The 19,578-nt window shown below is 39.7% G+C and carries 17 protein-coding genes; 7 read left to right on the top strand and 10 right to left on the bottom strand.

Going from position 1 to position 19,578, the window contains the following annotated elements:
- The first annotated feature begins 20 nt into the window (after positions 1-20).
- Both PTE_RS13335 and PTE_RS13330 read left to right on the top strand, forming a co-directional pair.
- On the top strand, positions 21-1,037 hold the full coding sequence (locus PTE_RS13335; RefSeq protein WP_036847285.1) for a hypothetical protein: 1,017 nt from the start codon (positions 21-23) through the stop codon (positions 1,035-1,037).
- A 135-nt stretch (positions 1,038-1,172) separates the two neighbouring features.
- Positions 1,173-6,050: an RHS repeat domain-containing protein gene (locus tag PTE_RS13330; RefSeq protein WP_036847283.1), complete on the top strand. Its 4,878-nt coding sequence runs from the start codon at positions 1,173-1,175 to the stop codon at positions 6,048-6,050.
- 115 nt (positions 6,051-6,165) lie between these two features.
- Here the strand turns inward: PTE_RS13330 and PTE_RS23775 are convergent, their stop codons facing one another.
- Both PTE_RS23775 and PTE_RS13320 read right to left on the bottom strand, forming a co-directional pair.
- The gene (locus PTE_RS23775) at positions 6,166-6,339 is read right to left on the bottom strand and encodes a type II toxin-antitoxin system PemK/MazF family toxin (protein ID WP_081738226.1); all 174 of its coding nucleotides are present in this window, start codon (positions 6,337-6,339) and stop codon (positions 6,166-6,168) included.
- A 27-nt stretch (positions 6,340-6,366) separates the two neighbouring features.
- Positions 6,367-6,585, bottom strand: coding sequence for an antitoxin MazE family protein (locus tag PTE_RS13320; RefSeq protein ID WP_036847281.1), 219 nt, complete (start codon positions 6,583-6,585; stop codon positions 6,367-6,369).
- A 349-nt stretch (positions 6,586-6,934) separates the two neighbouring features.
- On the opposite strand from PTE_RS13320, the gene PTE_RS13315 reads away from it, so the two are divergent.
- Positions 6,935-7,468 (top strand): hypothetical protein, encoded by a 534-nt coding sequence (locus PTE_RS13315; protein ID WP_036847279.1) that lies wholly within the window; start codon positions 6,935-6,937, stop codon positions 7,466-7,468.
- A 68-nt stretch (positions 7,469-7,536) separates the two neighbouring features.
- Here PTE_RS13315 and PTE_RS13310 read toward each other — a convergent pair whose 3' ends face one another.
- Together PTE_RS13310 and PTE_RS13305 are read right to left on the bottom strand one after the other, a co-directional pair.
- Entirely contained in the window at positions 7,537-8,574 is a 1,038-nt protein-coding gene (locus tag PTE_RS13310; protein WP_036847276.1) for a hypothetical protein, read from the bottom strand.
- Between the two features lie 262 nt (positions 8,575-8,836).
- Positions 8,837-10,036, bottom strand: a complete 1,200-nt coding sequence (locus tag PTE_RS13305) for an MFS transporter (protein WP_081738244.1) — start codon at positions 10,034-10,036, stop codon at positions 8,837-8,839.
- Positions 10,037-10,218: 182 nt separating this feature from the next.
- Between PTE_RS13305 and PTE_RS13300 the strand changes: the two genes are divergently transcribed.
- From PTE_RS13300 to PTE_RS22890, 4 genes are all read left to right on the top strand, one after another.
- Positions 10,219-11,133, top strand: a complete 915-nt coding sequence (locus PTE_RS13300; RefSeq protein ID WP_036847269.1) for a LysR family transcriptional regulator — start codon at positions 10,219-10,221, stop codon at positions 11,131-11,133.
- Positions 11,134-11,256: 123 nt separating this feature from the next.
- Positions 11,257-12,474, top strand: coding sequence for a sugar metabolism global transcriptional regulator Mlc (gene mlc, locus PTE_RS13295; protein ID WP_165577094.1), 1,218 nt, complete (start codon positions 11,257-11,259; stop codon positions 12,472-12,474).
- Positions 12,475-12,650: 176 nt separating this feature from the next.
- Positions 12,651-13,322: a dethiobiotin synthase gene (bioD, locus tag PTE_RS13290; RefSeq protein ID WP_036847264.1), complete on the top strand. Its 672-nt coding sequence runs from the start codon at positions 12,651-12,653 to the stop codon at positions 13,320-13,322.
- Between the two features lie 331 nt (positions 13,323-13,653).
- Positions 13,654-14,595 carry a phosphatidylinositol-specific phospholipase C domain-containing protein gene (locus tag PTE_RS22890; protein ID WP_051477403.1) on the top strand — a complete coding sequence of 314 codons (942 nt, stop codon included), beginning with the start codon at positions 13,654-13,656 and terminating at the stop codon, positions 14,593-14,595.
- Positions 14,596-14,684: 89 nt separating this feature from the next.
- Here the strand turns inward: PTE_RS22890 and PTE_RS13280 are convergent, their stop codons facing one another.
- From PTE_RS13280 to stlA, 6 genes are all read right to left on the bottom strand, one after another.
- A complete protein-coding gene (locus PTE_RS13280) occupies positions 14,685-14,888 on the bottom strand; it encodes an FGGY family carbohydrate kinase (protein ID WP_036847261.1) in 204 nt (67 codons plus the stop codon).
- Positions 14,889-14,891: 3 nt separating this feature from the next.
- Positions 14,892-15,920 (bottom strand): NAD(P)-dependent alcohol dehydrogenase, encoded by a 1,029-nt coding sequence (locus PTE_RS13275; RefSeq protein WP_036847259.1) that lies wholly within the window; start codon positions 15,918-15,920, stop codon positions 14,892-14,894.
- 355 nt (positions 15,921-16,275) lie between these two features.
- A complete protein-coding gene (locus tag PTE_RS13270) occupies positions 16,276-16,548 on the bottom strand; it encodes a DUF1161 domain-containing protein (protein WP_036848354.1) in 273 nt (90 codons plus the stop codon).
- A 21-nt stretch (positions 16,549-16,569) separates the two neighbouring features.
- Positions 16,570-16,932 carry a DUF1283 family protein gene (locus PTE_RS13265; RefSeq protein WP_036847256.1) on the bottom strand — a complete coding sequence of 121 codons (363 nt, stop codon included), beginning with the start codon at positions 16,930-16,932 and terminating at the stop codon, positions 16,570-16,572.
- Between the two features lie 116 nt (positions 16,933-17,048).
- Positions 17,049-17,798 (bottom strand): bifunctional NADP-dependent 3-hydroxy acid dehydrogenase/3-hydroxypropionate dehydrogenase YdfG, encoded by a 750-nt coding sequence (gene ydfG, locus PTE_RS13260; protein WP_036847253.1) that lies wholly within the window; start codon positions 17,796-17,798, stop codon positions 17,049-17,051.
- 97 nt (positions 17,799-17,895) lie between these two features.
- On the bottom strand, positions 17,896-19,494 hold the full coding sequence (gene stlA / locus PTE_RS13255) for a phenylalanine ammonia-lyase StlA (RefSeq protein WP_051477402.1): 1,599 nt from the start codon (positions 19,492-19,494) through the stop codon (positions 17,896-17,898).
- Positions 19,495-19,578: the final 84 nt, after the last annotated feature.

Here is a 19,578-nt window from a genome sequence, read left to right as displayed (position 1 = left end):
TCGCAAGATTGGAGGGTATTATGGCAAAGAAAATCACAACATTTACTATTGAGAGAACTGATAACCGTTTTTATGCTAATGGGCGTCATCAATCCATGGTAAAAATTTCTGTACTTAAGCAGGAATATAATGGCAATAATTGGGTAAAGATAGCGCTTAGCGATGCTGAAAAAAGATCGATTCAGGTGGCGGCATTAAGTGATAGCCTGAGCTATGATCAATTAAAAATGCCTTCAGGATGGACAACAACAGATACTCGGGGTAGATATGTGTTTGGGTTATTGAATGGTGCTTATAATGCTTCATTTGATGAGCCTGTCACAGATCATGCTGGCGATTGCTGTACAAACGAAAACCATCAACAGAATGAACAGAGTGCGAATGTTAAGAGTGTTCCTGAAATTATCTATCGTTATGTAAGTAGTGGTAAAACAGGAATAGAGCAGTTGATGGCCAAAATGACATTCGAAGATACAACAGGGAAACGTACACTAACGACCAATATGTCAGTTGGTGATGATGTTTTTGACAGTAAAATTTCATTAGAAGCCATCGTGCCTTATGCGATCAATGCCAATCAATTGCATGAATCAATAAATAAATTATCCGACAAAGAAGAAAATCCTACAAAATCAGATACCCATCATCAGACAATCAATCTTTACACATGGACATTACCCTATAATTTGAGGATTTTTGAGGGGAATGACAGGACAGTTAATCGCATATATGCTCTTGGTAAAGACTCATCAAATGAACGATTCCTGACAAGAGGAAGAGTATTTAAACGAGGAACTTCATCTGTAAATGCACGTGATAATGTGAATGGAGGATGTGTTATTGACCATTCTTATTCTGTGACTATTCCAGACACTCAGCTTGCGGCTGAAGTACTCCAGGTTACGGGGTGTTCATGGACGAGTAGTCATCATGATCAAGGCTACGAAGTCTCAATTATTGATAATTACGGTTGCCAACATAAATTTAAAATATCATCTTTTAATACAGGACGTGAACTGAGAATAACGAGAATATAAGTTAATTTTCCAACTCTATTTATTGCTGGTAATCACTTTTGCGTTTACCGGCAATTTAGTATCTGTTGTCGTCCGTAAATTGATAAATAAGAATATTTTACCTGACTATAACCTTAATTAAACAGGAAATTTAAAATGAAAGTTGACGATATATACTCCAATGCCTTTAATTTTGGATCTTATATTAACACCGGTGTCGATCCCAGAACAGGTCAATATAGTGCAAATATCAATATTATCACGTTAAGACCAAATAATGTGGGTAATCTGGAGCAAGCACTGAGTCTATCATTTTCACCATTAACGACTTTAAATAATGGGTTCGGTATTGGCTGGCGATTCTCATCAACCACATTGGATGTAAAAACATTAACATTTAGCCGGGCAAATGGGGAACAATTTAAATGTAAACCACTTCCTCCTAATGGTCATGATATCAGCTTTAAAGATAAAAAATTAAAAGATCTCCGTGTACATAAATTTGATAGTAATATTTTCTATGTTTATAATAAGAATGGTGTTATAGAGATACTTAAACGAATTGGATCAAGTGACATTGCAAAAACCACCGCAATTGAATTTCCTGACGGTGAAGCATTTGATTTCATTTATAACTCAAGGGTTGCATTGTCCGAAATAAAATATCGTGCAACTGGAAAAAACTATCTTAAACTCAATTACGATGGAATTAATTGTACCTCAGTTGAATACCCTGATGATAATAATATCACTGCGAGAATATCATTCGATTATCGGAATGATTATCTGATCACCGTGACGGTGCCTTATGATGCTTCAGGCCCTATTGATTCTGCAAGATTTAAAATCACCTATAAAATGTTGCAGGGTATATTTCCGGTTATAGATAATTTTCGTACGCCAACCGGTTATATTGAACTGGTGAGTTATAAAGAAAATGGACATAAAGTAACAGATACCGAATATATTCCTTATGCTGCTGCATTGACTATCCAACCTGGCAATGGGCAACCGGCAATTAGAAAATCCTATGAATACAGCTCGGTACATAATTTTTTGGGATACTCTTCTGGTCGGACAAGCATTGATTCCAGTCAAGATAATTTATATTTGGTCACTGGGATATATAATTATTCATCAATTGAACGTGTTTTAGATGGTACAAAAACAGTTTCATCAACGGAAAGAGTGTTTAATAAGTTCCATTTGATGACCAAGGAAGCCAAAACCCAGGACAATAAAAGAATTACAACGGAAATTAAATATAATGAAGATCTGTCGAAAAGTTTCTCTGAACAACCCGAAAATTTACAGCAACCAGCGCGTGTGGTAACACATTATACTGACCTACAGGCAAATACCTCACGGGAAGAGGTGGTCAATATTGTCACTGATGATTGGGGCAATACCTTACGTGTCACTGAAACAAGTGGGATACAGAAAGAATACGTTTATTATCCTGTCAACGGGGATGGAAATAATTGCCCTGCTGATCCATTGGGTTTTTCCCGGCTTTTAAAATCAATTACGCAAAAAGGATCGCTCGACGCCTCGCAGAAGGTAGCGGATAAAGTGACTCACTACACATACAAGAAGCTGCCAACTTTTACCGGTGCTTATATTAAAGAATATATCTGTAAAGCTTCAGAAACAGTCGATAGCAAAATAGTACGAACTTTTACCTATATTAATTCACCTGCAAGTAAGACGCATGGTTTGTTGGAGAAAGTATCTTCTGTACAGAATAATCAGTCAACGGTAACAGCATTTAAATATGAATATTCAACAAGCACCATTACCACAACCGCCACGGTAACGGGGTTTGATGGTGCAAAAATGCAATCGAAAAATGTGACCTCTATTTATACACAGCGGCAGCTTCGCAAGGTTGATGTAAATCATGTCATTACGGACCAATCCTATGATCTTTTAGGCCGAATTACTGAACAAACTATCGACCCTGGGACGACAAAAGAGATTAACCGTGGTTATGCTTATCAATATCCCGGTGGAGATGAGAATAGTTTCTGGCCAGTGATGATAGAAATTGATTCTCAAGGTGTCAGACGTAAAACCCATTACGATGGTATGGGGCGTATTAGTACAATTGAAGAGCAAGATGATGACGATACTTGGGGCACATCGGGAATTTATCAGGGTACATATCGTCAAGTACTTGCCAGACAATATGATGCTTTGGGGCAATTGGCTAAAGAAACCACAAATGATTGGTTATGGGATTTAGCTTCTAATCCTCTGACCCGCCTGACGACGCCTTTGGTCACAACGAAAACCTATCAATATGATGGCTGGGGAAACCGTTACAGTACTGAATACAGCGATGGTCGGATAGAACTGGAAATCCATAATCCTGTTGCAAGGACGATTACGCAGGGAGTGAAAGGACAGGGGATGTTAAATATTCAGCAAAATAACTTTGACCAGCCAGGTTCTATCAAAGTTGTCTATCCTGATGACACTGTATACAGTTCTCGTACCTATCATTATGATGGATTTGGCCGCAATGTGACTGAAACTGATGCGGAAGGCCATGCCACACAAATAGCTTACGATGTGTTTGATCGTGTGGTGAAAAAAACGCTTCCGGATGGGACCCTATTAGAATCCACTTTTGCTGGTTTTAGCCATGAAGAATTAATCTCTGCACTGCATGTCAATGGAACACAGTTGGGCGCGATAACCTATGATGGCCTTGGGCGTGTAGTAAACGATACGGTTGGTGGTCGTAAATCAGAATATGTATATGGGCCTCAAGGTGATAAACCTATTCAATCCATTACGCCTGCACATGCCAAGCAAAATATAGACTATCTGTACCATCTTGGCAGTGTCATGTCCAAATTTGCGACAGAAACAAGCCAGCAAAATTTTCGTTACCATACAAAAACGGGCGCTTTATTATCTGCGTCAGACACTGCGTCCCAGAGTAATTATAGTTATTTCCCGTCTGGTGTATTACAACGAGAATCATTGTCGCAGGGGAATAAACCGATTTCATCAGGCGATTATCTTTATACGATGTCTGGCTTGATTCAGCGTCATAAAGATAGTTTTGGTCATGATCATGTTTATAGCTACGATGCTCAGGGGAAATTAGCCAAAACTCAGCAAGGTCCACAGGATGCGACATTTGAATATGATCAGGTTGGGCGACTGGTGACCACAACAACAACGGACACGACATCATTATCCCAATTAGTGACAAAACTCGAATACGATGTTTTTGGTCGGGAAATAAAACGTACGCTAGTCAGTGATTTTGCAATACAAGTTATTACACTGAGTTATACCAAGAATAATCAAATCAACCAACGTATCACCTCCATCGATGGGGTGGTGATGAAAAATGAACTCTATCAATATGATAGTAATCAGCGTTTAAGCCAATACCAATGTGAGGGAGAACAATCACCGGTTGATCATACCGGCCGTGTGTTAAATCAACAAATTTATCATTATGATCAATGGGGAAATATCAAGCAGCTCGATAATACATACCGGGATGGTAAGGAGACAATCAATTATCATTTCAGTAAGGTCGATCCGACCCAACTTATTCGTATTACCAGCGATAAGCATCAGATAGAGCTAAGTTATGATGCTAACGGTAACCTGATACGAGATGAAAAAGGTCAGACTCTCATTTACGACCAGAATAATCGCTTATCACAAGTCAAAGACGGTAAAGGTAACCTGATATGCAGTTACCAGTATGATGCACTGAATAAGTTGACAACACAGATTTTAGCGAACAGTACAGTTAATCGTCAGCACTATGCTTCAGGTAAAGTGACTAATGCTCAATTGGGTGATGAAGCGATTACCTGGCTGAGTAGTGATCAACAACGGCTTGGTCACCAGAGCACAATAAAAGGTCAATCAAGTTACTATCAATATGGTAATGACTGCAATAACACCGTTGTGGCGAATCAGAACGAAAGAGAATTGACCTCTTTATCCTATACACCTTACGGTTTCAGGAGCTTAATTTCTTCGTTACCCGGTTTAAATGGTGCGCAGATCGATCCGGTAACAGGATGGTATTTTTTAGGTAATGGGTATCGTGTTTTCAATCCGGTTTTAATGAGATTTCATAGCCCGGATAGCTGGAGTCCTTTTGGCCGGGGAGGGGTTAATCCCTATACTTATTGCCAGGGAGATCCGATAAACCGGATTGATTTGAATGGGCATATGAGTGCAGGGGGGATATTAGGCATTATATTAGGTGCAATTGGTATCATTGTCGGCATTGTATCACTGGGGGCTGGGGCTGCGATTAGTGCTGGTTTGATTGCTGGTGGCGGTATTATCGGTGCTATTGCTTCCACCAGCGCAGTTGCTGTCACCGCGACCGTAATTGGATTAGCTGCTGATACGATAGGGATTGCGTCAACAGCAATAGCGGAACAAGATCCGAAAACGTCAGGGATATTAAATTGGGTAAGTCTTGGGTTAGGGATTTTTAGTTTTGGCATCGGCGCGACGACATTTGCCACTTCGCTGGCGAAATCAGCAAGGGGGGGTGCTCAAGCAACCAGTGCGGGTGTTATTGGATCAGTACCTATTGAATTTGGTCAGGTTTCCAGCCGTGCCAGCAAGCGCTGGGATATTGCCTTATCCGCAGTATCATTGGGTACAAATGCGGTGTCGCTCTCTACCGGGATAGCCGCTTCTGCTGTTGCAGACAGCAATGCGAATGCAGCTAATATCCTGGGATGGGTATCGGTAGGTTTTGGTACTGTGGCGACAACCACAGGGTTGATAAACCTCGCACGTTCTGTTTATTCAGTAAACAATCAAACCTGGGAGCTGAGTTCATCATCGGGTACTTCTGAAGGAAGTGAAGCCTATACTTTATCCCGTTTCACCCAACTGGAGCCGGAAGCCGTGAATGTTCATCCAGCTGTTCGGGCTGTTGAGGTGAACCAGGCATTCCGCAATAGTACCGGGAATCTCTTTAGTGAATCGTCCATTGAAACCCGTAATGTGTTGCGAGGGCGTTTGACGATATAAGGATTCTGCGGGCTGAACGAAATAACAACTATTGGGCGACGTATACGTCGCCTTTTGTGAAAAATCGGAAATGAGTTTAAAGCTATTTTGCAAGCAGTCTACGATGATAATTTTCTTATTTTGCGATACCTAAAAACAAGGCCAAACAGCGATCCACTTGCTGCATCGTCGCGTAATCCAGTTTACCAAATACTGCTCCGGCTTTTTCTTTCGGGACAGTCATTGCCTTATCAATCATGACTTGTGACAATTTTTCAAGATTTGTTTCAGGGAAAGGTTTAATTGTCACCCGGAAGAGTTATTAAGTCTCCCCGCTTCACTCCCAGTCTCCTGAATCAGCCAGTTCATTCATCGCACCTTCTAATAGTGCATCCGTTTCCTTGTCTTGTATTGCTGTAGCCAGATGGCTTTGACGCCGGCACTCTTCTTTAAAATGAGGAAGGCGTGTATCAGGCACCCATATTTGAATGGGCCTTAACCCTGACTTCCTAAGTTGTTGTCTGTGTTTTTTTACACGATCTGCAACCTTATTCATCTCTCATCCTCGTGACATGTAACCATGTTCATAATATAACCAAAAAAACGTTACATGCAACACTTTGTGTGCATCACTTTTTTATTCGCACATGGGGATAATCTTACTGTATATTATTTTAATATTGATATCGGTGCTTACAATAATTTTTCATCAGGTGAATATTTTGCGCTTGTCTTAATTAAACTCCCGAATTTCTCTGTTATTTTTTTAGAAATGTGGCAAACATGAAGCAATTTTGGCAAATAGTTAGCGGTAATCCGATTATGGTTGTATACTGTGAAAAAGAGATAATAAGCAAGGTGGGGCTATTGAGCCAAGTAAATTAATTAAAAGATGAGGAGCTATTATGACTAATATTTATATAAATAAATATGCTTCAAATAGTATCGTTGCGAAACTCCCATTGGCATCTGATAAAAAAATAGAAAAATGGAATGCGGAGAATTTAGATTTTCGCATTTGGACCCCGGGATTTGTATGGTTGGATGGCCAAAGCATTTCAGAGTTTCGCAACTTATTTCGTTATCCAGGTATTACAAATCTTTATCTTGCATTCACGTTTAAAGCGCAGTTTCTCACTCCACTAAGCTCTACAGCAGAAATGTCAAGGGCACAGCCAATTCAAGATTGGTTTTTCAATAATGGGGAATATATTGAGAATGGTTTTGATAATTTCGGCATATATTCCAGTGATACAGGGAGTGGAGAATACAGTGTAAATTTCATTGACCCCTGTTTTTATCTTATAAAGAATGGTGAATTGAATTATAGTGATAAGAGTTCCGCTTTTCCAAACCTTGTCCTTCGGGTGAAAAGTAAAGTCAGTTCAAATTTTCTAGTAAATTTAATTCCTACGGATTTTAAAGTTATTATTAGTTAGTTTAATACTATATTGAACCCCATCTTGGGTGGCTGACCTGAGTCAACACACCCAAAAGAGGATTCGCCTTATAAGCTGGTTTCCTTAACTACCTCATTTTCCCTCTCTTTTTCCAGCATAATCAGCAATTCAAGCATACTGATAATATCTTTAGATGCTTCGCGGGCCTTTCTATGTGATAAGACAAGATTAGGGAACTTATTCATGAATGCGCTGACATTTAACTTTCTATCCGTATCCGGATTGTTGTTCAACGAGTCTATCAATTGGGACAGGCAATCTCTCGCCCGTAGTAAATTTTGCTCCAGATAGGGTAAATATTCTTGATAAGTATGCAGCAGTTTTTCTAATTTTTTTGTTTTCAGACTACCACCCGCATGTGGACCCGGTTTCATGTTAGCCATTGCCCGAAATGTATCTTTGCCTTTGTTATAAATACCACGGGGATCCAGTCCTGCCGCCGCAGTCAAACCCAAAGCTAATTTTGAGCTAACGGATATTGAGCCATATTGCAGCATGGAGCTGAAAGTACCCGCGGTCCAGTTACTCACACCTTCGGTAATAGAACTGGTAATCACATCAGGCGTGTTTGCCAGTGCAGTATCCAGCACAAAATCTTGCGCATATTCTCTGTTCACATAGGTACGATATAGCTCATGTAGCCTGGGGTAGCCGCTCAATTTATCCTGTAATTTCTTCATTACCTCACGTTCAATATCTTTAGTCGTATTGTTGGCACAGGTTGGATATAACTGGGTATGAACACCTGTTCTTGACGTAATGGGCTTTACCAATTCTCCACCAATGCTTCCTGCCGCCGCACTGGCGAGAAAAGAGAGTGCAGGACCGCCTGGAGCCGCAGCAGCGCCAGCTAATCCTGCACATATTGAAGCGGGAACTGAACGTATCATCGTGTCTTTAATTTCCACCAGTGCATTTCGCCCCATTTTATTCAACAGCTTTTGCGGTGAGCTAAGACGATACAATTGCTTTTGCAGTGCATATACATTCTGTCCCGCCATGACCATTGATCTATTTAACATATCAAATTCATATGCCAGTTTTATTTCCTCTTTGGTGAAACCTTCAAATCTGGAGTTTCCCATATTAACTTTTCCTTTGAATGAGAATGGGTTTATTTTTCTGATCAGATAATATTCCCATGCTTTTTAGCGTTTAGTGAAAAAAATAAATCAATTTTTGACAAATCAGATAGTGAGGGTATTGAATGACGGGCGGGAGTGTAATGTAAAGTTCCGGTAAACGGATGGTAATAATAAGGTTAAGCGGATTTCCATCCATAGTGGATAGTCATATTACTGTGGATAGTAATCCGCCATTAATTATAGATAAAATTGTTACTTTCGATTATTTTGCCTCAGGGAGTTTAGCGAGCTTAATCCCCAGCAGCAGAGCTAAAAGGATGAGCAGGGTAATAAATAAAACGACGCCGTTCCAACCCCATTGTAGCCAGAATATGCCGCCAAAAGTACCCGCTACACTTGAGCCGGCGTAATAACAAAAGAGATAGAGAGATGATGCCTGTGCTTTGGCCCGACGAGCGCGACGTCCAACCCAACTGCTGGCGACAGCGTGTGCGGCAAAGAAACCGGAAGTGAGTATGACCATCCCAATTATAATCATCACAGTAGAGGGCAGCATGGTAATAAGAGTACCCATTAGCATCATACTAATCATCACTATGAGTATTTTTCCGAGTCCATACTGATTTGTTAATCTACCCACTTTAGATGCGCTGTATGTACCGGCTAAATAGACAATGGACAACATACCGACAGTTGATTGACTAAAATGATAGGGTGAGTCCAGTAAACGATAACTGATATAATTAAACATCGTAATAAACCCCCCCATGAGTAAAAATGCTTCGGAAAATAATAATGGCAACCCTTTATCACGAAAATGTAATCTCAGATTTATCAATAAAGATTTAGGTTTGAGAGAACTTGGCCGGAAACGACGGGATTCAGGCAACATGCGACAAAACATAATTGCAGCAATTAAGGCAAATAAGCCTAATACGATGACAGAAACCCGCCATGAGAAATGATCAGTTATCACCCCCGATATTAACCGCCCACTCATTCCGCCAATAGCATTACCGCTGATATAAAGCCCCATTGATAAAGCAACAAAGTGAGGATGAATTTCCTCACTAAGGTAAGTCATTGCAACGGCTGCTACGCCACTGAGAGATAAACCAACCAGAGCGCGCACAATCAGAATTCCATGCCAACTGGTCATAAATGCACTGAGTAAAGTGAAAAATGCGGCGGCAGATAGCGCGGTTACCATAACATTTTTACGGCCAATAGCATCAGATAAAGGGCCGGTTATCAATAACCCCAGCGCCAGCATCCCAGTCGAAAGCGATAAAGATAAACTGCTGGTGGCCGGAGAAACGCCAAAATCTTCCGATAATATAGGTAAAATTGGTTGAACAAAGTAGAGCAGGGCAAATGTTGCTAATCCTACGGTAAAGAGTGACAACGTCACCCTGATATACAAAGGATCTTCCTTCTGAATATAATCTCTCTTATTTTGCATATCCTGGACAAGATTATTATCGGGAGTTGGGTTTTCGCTGATGCTACGGGTGGTGCTCACATGATTTCCTTAATTAAATAAGCAACTTGCATTTTGATCCAGATCAAGCATATGAATTGCAAAATATTTTGTCTAATATATTAATCATTAATAATAATATGTATTAGATCTCAAAGGTGATTATGGCTATCGAATTACGGCACTTACGTTACTTTGTTGCAGTTGCAGAGGAATTACATTTTGGTCGCGCAGCAGAGCGGCTTAATATTTCACAGCCTCCGTTAAGCCAACAAATTCAGTCACTTGAAAATAGTATAAATGCACAGTTATTAGAGCGTAATAACCGGAATGTAAGCCTGACCCCGGCAGGTAACATGTTTCTGGAGGAGGCTTATCAGATTCTGGCGCAGGTTGATGCCGCAGTGATAAAAGCAGCGAGAATGCAAAAAGGCGAATTAGGTGAAATATCTATTGGTTTCACGTCTACAACACCGTTTATGCATAAAGTCACGTTGAGTTTACGGCAATTCCGCGAACGATACCCAGAAGTATCTATTCATATGCATCAAATGAACACCAAACGCCAGATTGCTCCGTTGCTGACTGGGCGGTTAGATATTGGGATCATGCGTAATACGCAATTACCGGATAACTTGGAGCACCGGCTATTATTTCGTGAATCTTTTATGCTGGCTGTTTACGATGGACACCCTTTATTAGAATATGCTCAGCTGGGAATAAAGCTCGACATGTTGGCGGGCCATCCATTGGTATTTTTTGAACGTGAAGTTGGAACTGCTTTGTATGATGAAATCGTGACTTTACTTGCCCAAGCGGGTGTGACACCGATGATTTCACAGGAAGCCGGTGAGGCAATGACTATTCTTGGTCTTGTCTCTGCTGGGCTAGGGATCAGTGTTGTGACTGAATCTTTTACCCGTATGAAAGTCGATGGTGTTCAATATATTCCATTAGCTGATAACCAATCTTTCTCTGAGGTTTGGTTAGTCAATCATAAAAGCCGACCCGTATCAGCCGCGGCAGACAGACTGACAAGACTACTCATATCTAATATTCTGAATGAGAAAAATGAGTAAAAATCAGCTAAATTTCGTGCTTAATATCACATATTGATTGAAAGAATGATACTTTTTGCCTAAAACATCGACATAATCAGCCGACAATTATTTTGAAGCACAAATTAATTAAAGAGCGAAAGGGTGAGTATGGATGGACAACCAGGTCATATTGATCAAATAAAACAGACTAATATTGGTGCTGTTTATCGGTTAATTGATCAATATGGCCCAATTTCCCGTATTGAGCTATCTAAAAAAGCACAACTTGCCCCAGCGAGTATTACTAAGATTGTTCGTGAATTGGTTGATACGCACTTAGTGATGGAAACAGAATTTCTGGATTTGGGATTCAGAGGACGCCCGGCGACCGGACTGAAACTTGATTCTGAAAGCTGGCATTTATTGTGTGTTAATATTAGTCTGGGAAATTTAATATTGGGTCTCCGTGATCTAAGCGGCAAGTTAATTGTTGAAGATGTCTTACCATTACCGGCCAGCAATAGAAAATCCTTTTTGGACTGTATTACTGATGAAATTGATGCATTTTTTGGCCGATATCACTCTCGTCTTGAGCGTCTGACAGCAATTAGCATTACTATAAACGCGATTGTTGATCCGATTAAAGGTTTAATCAGCGACTTTCCCTATTATCAGATTCAAGAATTGTCAATAGGTGAGTACCTGCATCGTCGCATCGGATTACCGGTATTTCTCCAACATGAAATCATAGCCTGGACGATGGCTGAATCGTTATATGGTGCGGCAAAAAATTGTCAGAATATTATCCAAGTTGTTATTGGTGAAAATGTTGGGATTGGCGTTGTCATTGCAGGACAAACATTACATGCGAGCAACGGTAGTGTTATGGAAATAGGGCATATTCAAGCTGAACCTGATGGTGAACGTTGCTATTGCGGTAACTTGGGATGTCTGGAAATAGTTGCAGGTATCAGTCACATTTTATCCAGAGCAAAGCAGCAGTTAATAACGGTGCCAGATTCTTTACTTAACTGTGAACCGCTGACTATTGAATCATTCTGTCAAGCGGTGAATAAAGGAGATACTCTGGCAATGGATATTATCCATGATATAGGGGTAAAAATTGGTCATATTGTCGCAATTATGGTGAACTTATTTAACCCAGAAAAAATTCTGATTGGTTCTCCGCTTAATACTTCACAGCAAATTTTGTATCCTGTTATTAATGAATGCATTCAAAAACACGCTTTGCCTGCTTATAGTAAACAGGTTCAGTTGGTTGCAACCGAATTCAATAACTCAGGAACATTATCTGCGGTGTCATCAGTTAAAAAAGCTTTATATGACGGCTCATTGTTGGTTAATTTAATGAAAGGATAATAGACCTGATAAACGTTCTCTGGTTGTAATATTTGCTTTATATAAATTTTTTCTTCCTCAATTTACGCAATAATTAAACAAAACATTGAGCTAACGCAATCTCCCTTATAGCCGTACCCTCTAAACTTAAGTGCTCATTAACCGGATTTTATCTGTCATTATGGAAAACAGAATTTATGTTAACTCGCCTATTTGTTACGGGGACAGATACCAACATCGGTAAAACAGTTGTTACCCGTGCATTATTACAAGCTTTTAATCGTGACGGAACAACAGCCGTAGGTTATAAGCCTATAGCCACAGAAGGGTATGAAACAGAAGAAGGAATGCGTAATCGAGATGGTCTGATTTTACAAAAATCCTCTCCCGTTCAGTTTAAATATGAAGAAATTAACCCCGTTATCTGGAAAAGCAGTTATTGTGAAGAAAATCAGGTTGATTTCGATCAGATGAAAAAAGGATTAAATAACCTTAGCAGTAAAGCAGATTGCGTTATTATTGAAGGCAACGACGGTTGGCGTGTGTTGTTGAATGATGAAACTTTTTATTTTGATTGGGTGATTCAGGAAAAAATTCCAGTCATTTTAGTGGTAGGTATTCAACCTGGTTGTGTAAATCATTCAATTTTAACCGCTCAGACAATCATAAATGATGGGTTGCAGTTAATAGGATGGGTAGCAAATAGGATTAATCCTGGTATATCGCATTATGCGAAAGTTATGGATAGATTACGCCGTCACATTAATGCACCACAGTTAGGTGAAATCCCTTATATTTTACGTCCGGAAGAAAAAGATCTATCCTGCTATCTGGATATTTCCACCTTATTAAAAAAGGTTGTAAAATAATAAAGAATTGAAATATTGAATGAACAAAATAGACAAATATTTTGACTGTGATGTTTGAAAATTTAATAAGAAAACCTCACTTTTAAAAAAAGTGAGGTTTTCCATCAATCCATTGCCATACGATATTATTAATCATACATTTCAAATTCCACTTTGCCGTCCTGTAGGGTTCAGGTATAGAAAGCGTATTTTTAGCTTTTGCGACACCCTCGGCAGAAATTAAGCCTGATTACTGGTAGCAAGAATATAGCGCGTGATATATTGGGTATTTCATATAGAACAGTACAAGGCTGGAGAAATCCAGCGTCAGCAAATATGACAAAGGATATATATGCCAAACAAAAAAGAAACCGAATCCGAAAATTTCGTGGTGCCTGGTGAATATACAATTTCATGCACCACAAGTCCCCACGCTACCTTCGGTGATCCTGGATATATAAAAATCAAAGTGTTACCGACTTTCTCGTTCCATAATTGGATGAAAGCCGTTCCAAATTCCCAGCCATTGGCTAATATGACAATATTTGGGACGCACAACTCATGTGCTAGAAGATCGGACTTTGTCTTTGGAAAATGTCAGACATACAATCTAGCCGCTCAACTTAGAATGGGAGCTCGTTATCTTGATATACGATGTTGTGTTAAGAAAGGCTCTTTCCAAATGTATCATGGCCCAATAGATGAAAAAATTAATTTCGATGACGTTATGAACCAGTGTCTTGCATTTTTGAGGGATAATCCGTCAGAGACAATTTTAATGAGGATAAAACAAGAACATTCTACCGCTTCTAATCAGGAGTTCATGAATATATTCGATGGTAAATATGGTGAATATCGTAGTTCAATGTATTTTAATCCCAGCGGAGCTAATGTTAGCTTGGGGGCGGTGAGAAATAAAATCACTATCATTTCGAATGTGAAAACGCTAGCTGGAATTCAGTGGGATGATATACGGAAGCAAGATTTTGATAGTGAAAATAATGTCTCTAAAAAATGGAAATTAGTTAAGGACCAATTAGATAGTGCATCTAGTGCTTATGCCGCTAACTATTCTGGTTTTTATTTCAATGGGCTCAATGCACATAATAGAGATGATGCTAATGAGTCAATTGAACATATTGCCAAAGAGATGAGAAAAAAATTATTAGATTATTTAAAATCAACGAGTACTCAATACTACGGTATATTGGCGACCGATCATATTGATATATTCAACGAAAATGATATGAAGACCATAATTTCCTGCAATAATATTACAGGTGACATTGTGTAAAAGCCTGACCGAAAAGAGTTGAGAGCATGTTATGATCCGGTAAGAACATCAAGATTATACTCCTCGCAAATATAGTTAATGAGCACTTTTCATCCTGCTTGCTCAATCGCTTGGGAAAAGGCACTTTCCAATGCTTCTGTCCACCAGTGAGTCAGCTGTTCATGACGGCCGTTTGAATCGCTAATTATTGGGTGAGGTGAACCGCCTTCACCCAAAATATGCGCTTTTTGGCTATCGACAATAATGACCTTAGTACTTTGTGTACCGCAATCAATACTAGCGTAGAGCGCCATGTGTTACTCCATTTCCAACATAATTTTGATATCTGTCGGACGGCCCTCAGCGGCTCGCTCGTAAGCCTGAACGCTGTTTTTAAATTTATAGGTTGCGGACAATAGGGGGGTTACATTGAGCTTGCCAGAGCTAAGTAAACGGATAGTACGAGGATACATATTTGCGTAGCGGAAAATGGTTTTAAATGTGATCTCTTTAGCTTGAGCAGAGACAATATCAAGTGGTACCGGATCGATAGGCATACCAACCAGAACAGCGGTTCCACCTGGTGCAATGTGATCTGAAATAGTCGCAACGACGGGTTTTGCACCACTACATTCAAATAGAATATTGACGCCATTACCATCGGTTAATGCGTTAACTTTCTCAGCAAGTACTTTGCTATTAACAGGGTGAAGACCTGGATACTGTTTTGCAATTTCTAGTTTTTCATCAAATACATCACAAATAATGACATCAGAACAACCACCGGCTAATGCAGCCAGTGCAGTCACAATTCCGATAGTGCCGGCACCAACAACTAATGCGATATCTCCTGGTTTAATTTCTGCTTTTGTGGCGGCTTGCATACCGATAGCTAATGGCTCAACCATTGCACCTTCGGCAAAACTGACATTGTCAGGTAATTTGAACGTAAATGCTGCTGGGTGAATAACGCTTTCACGTAAGCAGCCATCAATAGGGGGAGTCGCCCAAAAACGGACTTCTGGATCTAAGTTATAAATACCTGCCCGTGATTGTGGTGATTGCAGATTAGGAATGCCAGGCTCCATACAGACACGATCACCCATTTTTAAGTGAGTCACCTTTTTACCTACCGCTGTGATTACACCTGATGCTTCGTGCCCGAGGATCATCGGCTTTTCGACAACAAATGGCCCAATACGCCCGTATTGGTAATAATGCACATCGCTGCCGCAAATCCCCACAGAATGAATTTTTATCTCAACATCATTTTCACCCAATATTTCGGTGGTTTCCCAGTCTTGAATTGAAATCTGACCCGCTTTTTCTAATACTAATGCCTTCATGATACACTCTCGCATTATAATGTTATCGATATCAATTGGTTAGGGAGATATTAGAACGAAAATTATTATATTTGTGTGATGTAAGTTGAAACTTTATTAAAAATAGATGTTTTTTACGTCAATCAAAAAAGAAAGCTGTCCTGTTTGTCATTTTTTTGACATATATAATTTTTCTAGTGATAAAATCACTTATAATATTTACTATTTTAAACTACCAACTTGATTTTTATAAAATAAAATATTTAACAATAGAGGTCGAAGGCGTATAGCCTCGACCTCTATTTATTTAGATTGGAAAATATTTGCGTAATATTTTCTCTGAATTCCGCGTATCCCCCAGAAAAACAATAAAAGTTTATTCTGTGACTGACGGGTTTGTTGATTGGCTCCCTTGCCGGGTATACACAATCTTTTTGGTATTATTTTCACAATGACCAACGATCTTACCACCGGCTTGTTCGGTTTGGTCATTAGGAATAATTTCCAATTTAAAGCCAGATTCCGGCACACCATTATGGATAATTTTCTGAGTAATCTGCTCTTTCACGCTTTCGCATGAAGCTTGTGCAGCAAGCGCAAATGGAGATACAGTAACGAGCAACGCACTGAATAAAAGTGCTTTTTTCATCTTCATTATCATCACCTTATATTACGGTCTGATAGGCATACCAGTATTGCTGTCTAAGCAACGTTCGGTATTGGGTTCCCAATAAGCATTGATATTGGTGCTTTTCATACATGCATCGCGAGCGTCAATCGCTTTATCGAACTTATCAAATTCCTTCTCGGCACGTTTATTAACTTTGGTACGAAGATTCTTGGTTTCATCCCATTGTTCTTTACTTTGACGGGCCGCTTCTTTACTTAGCGCAGTATCTCCGTTGCCATTTACTGTGACGCAGGTTCCCCCGGAAGAGCAGGTTGCCGCCAGTGCCGGCGCTTGCCATAGCAAAGGAATGACCAGCGCGATAGCGGGCATAGCTTTTAATATCAAAGAATTACAAAAATTCATCTTTTATCCTCTTGAAAGAGAGTGGAGCCAAACTCGATGGCACAATAGGAAATTATCAGATAGATAAATTATAAGATAGCATGAAGATATTCAACAAATTATCAAGAAGAATGTGATTATATATTTCTATGCACACTAAGTCCGGCAAATGACTGACAAACCGGCATCATTTCCAATGTATTAATGTTGACATGTACAGGTAAGTTGGCAACCCAAAAAACGGCTTCTGCGACATCTTCAGCTGTTAATGCCTGAGTTCCATCGTAGGTTTTATTCACTTTATTATTGTCACCTTTAAAGCGGACTAAAGAAAACTCGGTACCGCCAACTAAACCGGGTTCTATATCAGTGACACGGATATTTTTCCCTTGTAAATCTGCCCGTAAGCCCAGACTAAACTGTTTGACGAAGGCTTTAGTTGCGCCATAAACATTCCCACCTGAATATGGCCAATTCGCAGCAGTAGAACCGATATTAATAATATGCCCATGATTTTTTTCCACCATTTCAGGCAGCAGGGCACGGGTCATATTCACAACGCCTTTAGCGTTGGTATCAATCATTATTTCCCAGTCACTTTGGTTAGCCAGATACGCGGGTTCTAATCCAAGCGCCAAACCTGCGTTATTAACTAAAACATCAATATTACGAAGTGATTCTGGCAATTGTTGTATAACCTGGCTGATAGCAGCCTGATCAGTCACATCAAGTTGAACCGCGTAAAAATCATCACCCAGTTCAACTTTTAAGTTTTCTAACCGTGCCTTACGGCGGCCAGCCCCAATAACTTTAGCGCCATTTTGAATGAATTTTCGGGTGATCGCTTCACCAAAACCTGATGTTGCTCCTGTTACAAAGATAATCATACAAAACCCCTTGTGTACTAATACTATTTTTATTGCAGTAAATGGGGTTCTGCATTTTTAGTCAAGAGATCACTGAAAATTTTCAGTCATTTTCTTTTTACTCTTCCAGAATAATCTCTGGCAGTGGGAGTTGATCATTAATAATTGCATCTGCAATGCGAATTATATCCTCATCTAATGCACGATCAGTGACCAGGGGAGGGCTGATTTCACGTACCGCATGGTAAAATTTCGCTGTTTCAGGCGCAATTTGACTAATATTGCCACGGAGATAAATTGCCTGACAAACGATCAAAATTGTCATTGATACAATATTGCGTAATTTCTGCTCCATTTCTAAAACATCTTGTGCCGCATGTAATCCCAAACTGACAATATCCTGGTTATATTGCTCTGTAGCGAGAGTATGAATACCAGATGCAGCACAATCATGACGGATTGCAGCAACTAAAGCAGTTTGAGAAAGCTGGACGCCTTTAAAACCTTGATACATGCCGGGAGTTGGGCTAAGTGAATTGGGTAACCCACGGGAAAAACGGTTATCCATCATAAGTGCCACAATTGCATGGAGGTGATTGGCGACTAAAGCGATATCCAGTTTTAACGCATCCATTGTCCGGGCGACATATTGCCCCATAAAGTTCCCGCCATGCAGAACATCGCCATTTTCTGGATCGATCAGTGGGTTATCATTCGCAGAGATGACTTCCCGCTCTAATATTTTTCGGGCTGTGGCTAAAGATTCTGGTACTACACCTAATATTTGTGGTGCACAACGAATTGAATAAACCTCCTGTAAGGTATCATTTAGTTGGGTGACTTCCTGGTGACGACAAACTTTATTTGCTTGTTCTTTAATCCCTGATAATAAATCAACCTGAGTCGAGCCTGCCAATAAATTACGCAATGTACTCGCTACGGCTTTCTGACCGGGATGATTTTTTACTTGCTGAATTCGGGCATCATAATGTTCATGAGATGCAAGTAATGCTTCAACAGCCAGGGCAATAGCAGAAATTGATGCTTTAAATAGTTTTTCCAGTTTAATAACAGCAACTGCGCTGATGCCTGACATTACCCGGGTGCCATTAATGAGGGCAAGGCCTTCTTTGGCTTGTAATGATAATGGCGTCAACCCGGCATGTTTAATTGCTTCAGCCGCACTAATTTCTTCTCCCATATAATACACTTTACCAATACCACATAATGCGCGTGCAATATAAGATAATGGAATCAAATCACCGCTTGCGCCGACGGAACCATAACGAGGAACCAGAGGAACAATATCATGATTAATATGATCGGCTATCGTTTGAGCAACAATGGGTCTGGTTGCAGACCAACCTTTGCAAACGGAAAGTAACATAGTGAATTGTGACGCTTTAATACAAGTTTTGGACATAAAGTCCCCGGTGCCGGCAGAGAGAAAAGTCAGCAGATTTTTTTGATGTTCTGAGATCTTATCAAATGGCACAACTAAGTTAGCATTCCCGCCAAATCCTGTATTAATCCCGTATATGACCTCGCCAGAATTTAATTTTTCCTCTAATTTTTCACGACCACGGCTCAAAAGCTCAATGATATCCTTTGATATTTCTACTTTTTTTTGTTTTATAGCAATATTATAGATGTCTTCCAGAGCAATAACGTTATTATTATTAATAATAATGGTTGGCTGAACATCTTTAGATTTCATTTTAATCTCCATATATAAGAGTGATAATAATAAATTAAAGAAACAAATACCCTTAATGATACAAGTTAGTATAGATATAAAATA

The sequence above is a fragment of the Photorhabdus khanii NC19 genome (genome assembly GCF_000517265.1).
Taxonomy (GTDB): Bacteria; Pseudomonadota; Gammaproteobacteria; order Enterobacterales; family Enterobacteriaceae; genus Photorhabdus; species Photorhabdus khanii.
The sequence above is the reverse complement of the archived record's forward strand: the minus strand, read 5'-3'. Positions and strand labels throughout refer to the sequence as shown.

Coding starts and splice junctions, on each gene's coding strand:
- PTE_RS13335 (WP_036847285.1), top strand. CDS start 21: ATGGCAAAGAAAATCACAACATTTACTATTGAGAGAACTGATAACCGT.
- PTE_RS13330 (WP_036847283.1), top strand. CDS start 1,173: ATGAAAGTTGACGATATATACTCCAATGCCTTTAATTTTGGATCTTAT.
- PTE_RS13320 (WP_036847281.1), bottom strand. CDS start 6,585: ATGAATAAGGTTGCAGATCGTGTAAAAAAACACAGACAACAACTTAGG.
- PTE_RS13315 (WP_036847279.1), top strand. CDS start 6,935: ATGACTAATATTTATATAAATAAATATGCTTCAAATAGTATCGTTGCG.
- PTE_RS13310 (WP_036847276.1), bottom strand. CDS start 8,574: ATGGGAAACTCCAGATTTGAAGGTTTCACCAAAGAGGAAATAAAACTG.
- PTE_RS13305 (WP_081738244.1), bottom strand. CDS start 10,036: ATGCAAAATAAGAGAGATTATATTCAGAAGGAAGATCCTTTGTATATC.
- PTE_RS13300 (WP_036847269.1), top strand. CDS start 10,219: ATGGCTATCGAATTACGGCACTTACGTTACTTTGTTGCAGTTGCAGAG.
- bioD (WP_036847264.1), top strand. CDS start 12,651: ATGTTAACTCGCCTATTTGTTACGGGGACAGATACCAACATCGGTAAA.
- PTE_RS22890 (WP_051477403.1), top strand. CDS start 13,654: ATGCCAAACAAAAAAGAAACCGAATCCGAAAATTTCGTGGTGCCTGGT.
- PTE_RS13280 (WP_036847261.1), bottom strand. CDS start 14,888: ATGGCGCTCTACGCTAGTATTGATTGCGGTACACAAAGTACTAAGGTC.
- PTE_RS13275 (WP_036847259.1), bottom strand. CDS start 15,920: ATGAAGGCATTAGTATTAGAAAAAGCGGGTCAGATTTCAATTCAAGAC.
- PTE_RS13270 (WP_036848354.1), bottom strand. CDS start 16,548: ATGAAAAAAGCACTTTTATTCAGTGCGTTGCTCGTTACTGTATCTCCA.
- PTE_RS13265 (WP_036847256.1), bottom strand. CDS start 16,932: ATGAATTTTTGTAATTCTTTGATATTAAAAGCTATGCCCGCTATCGCG.
- ydfG (WP_036847253.1), bottom strand. CDS start 17,798: ATGATTATCTTTGTAACAGGAGCAACATCAGGTTTTGGTGAAGCGATC.
- stlA (WP_051477402.1), bottom strand. CDS start 19,494: ATGAAATCTAAAGATGTTCAGCCAACCATTATTATTAATAATAATAAC.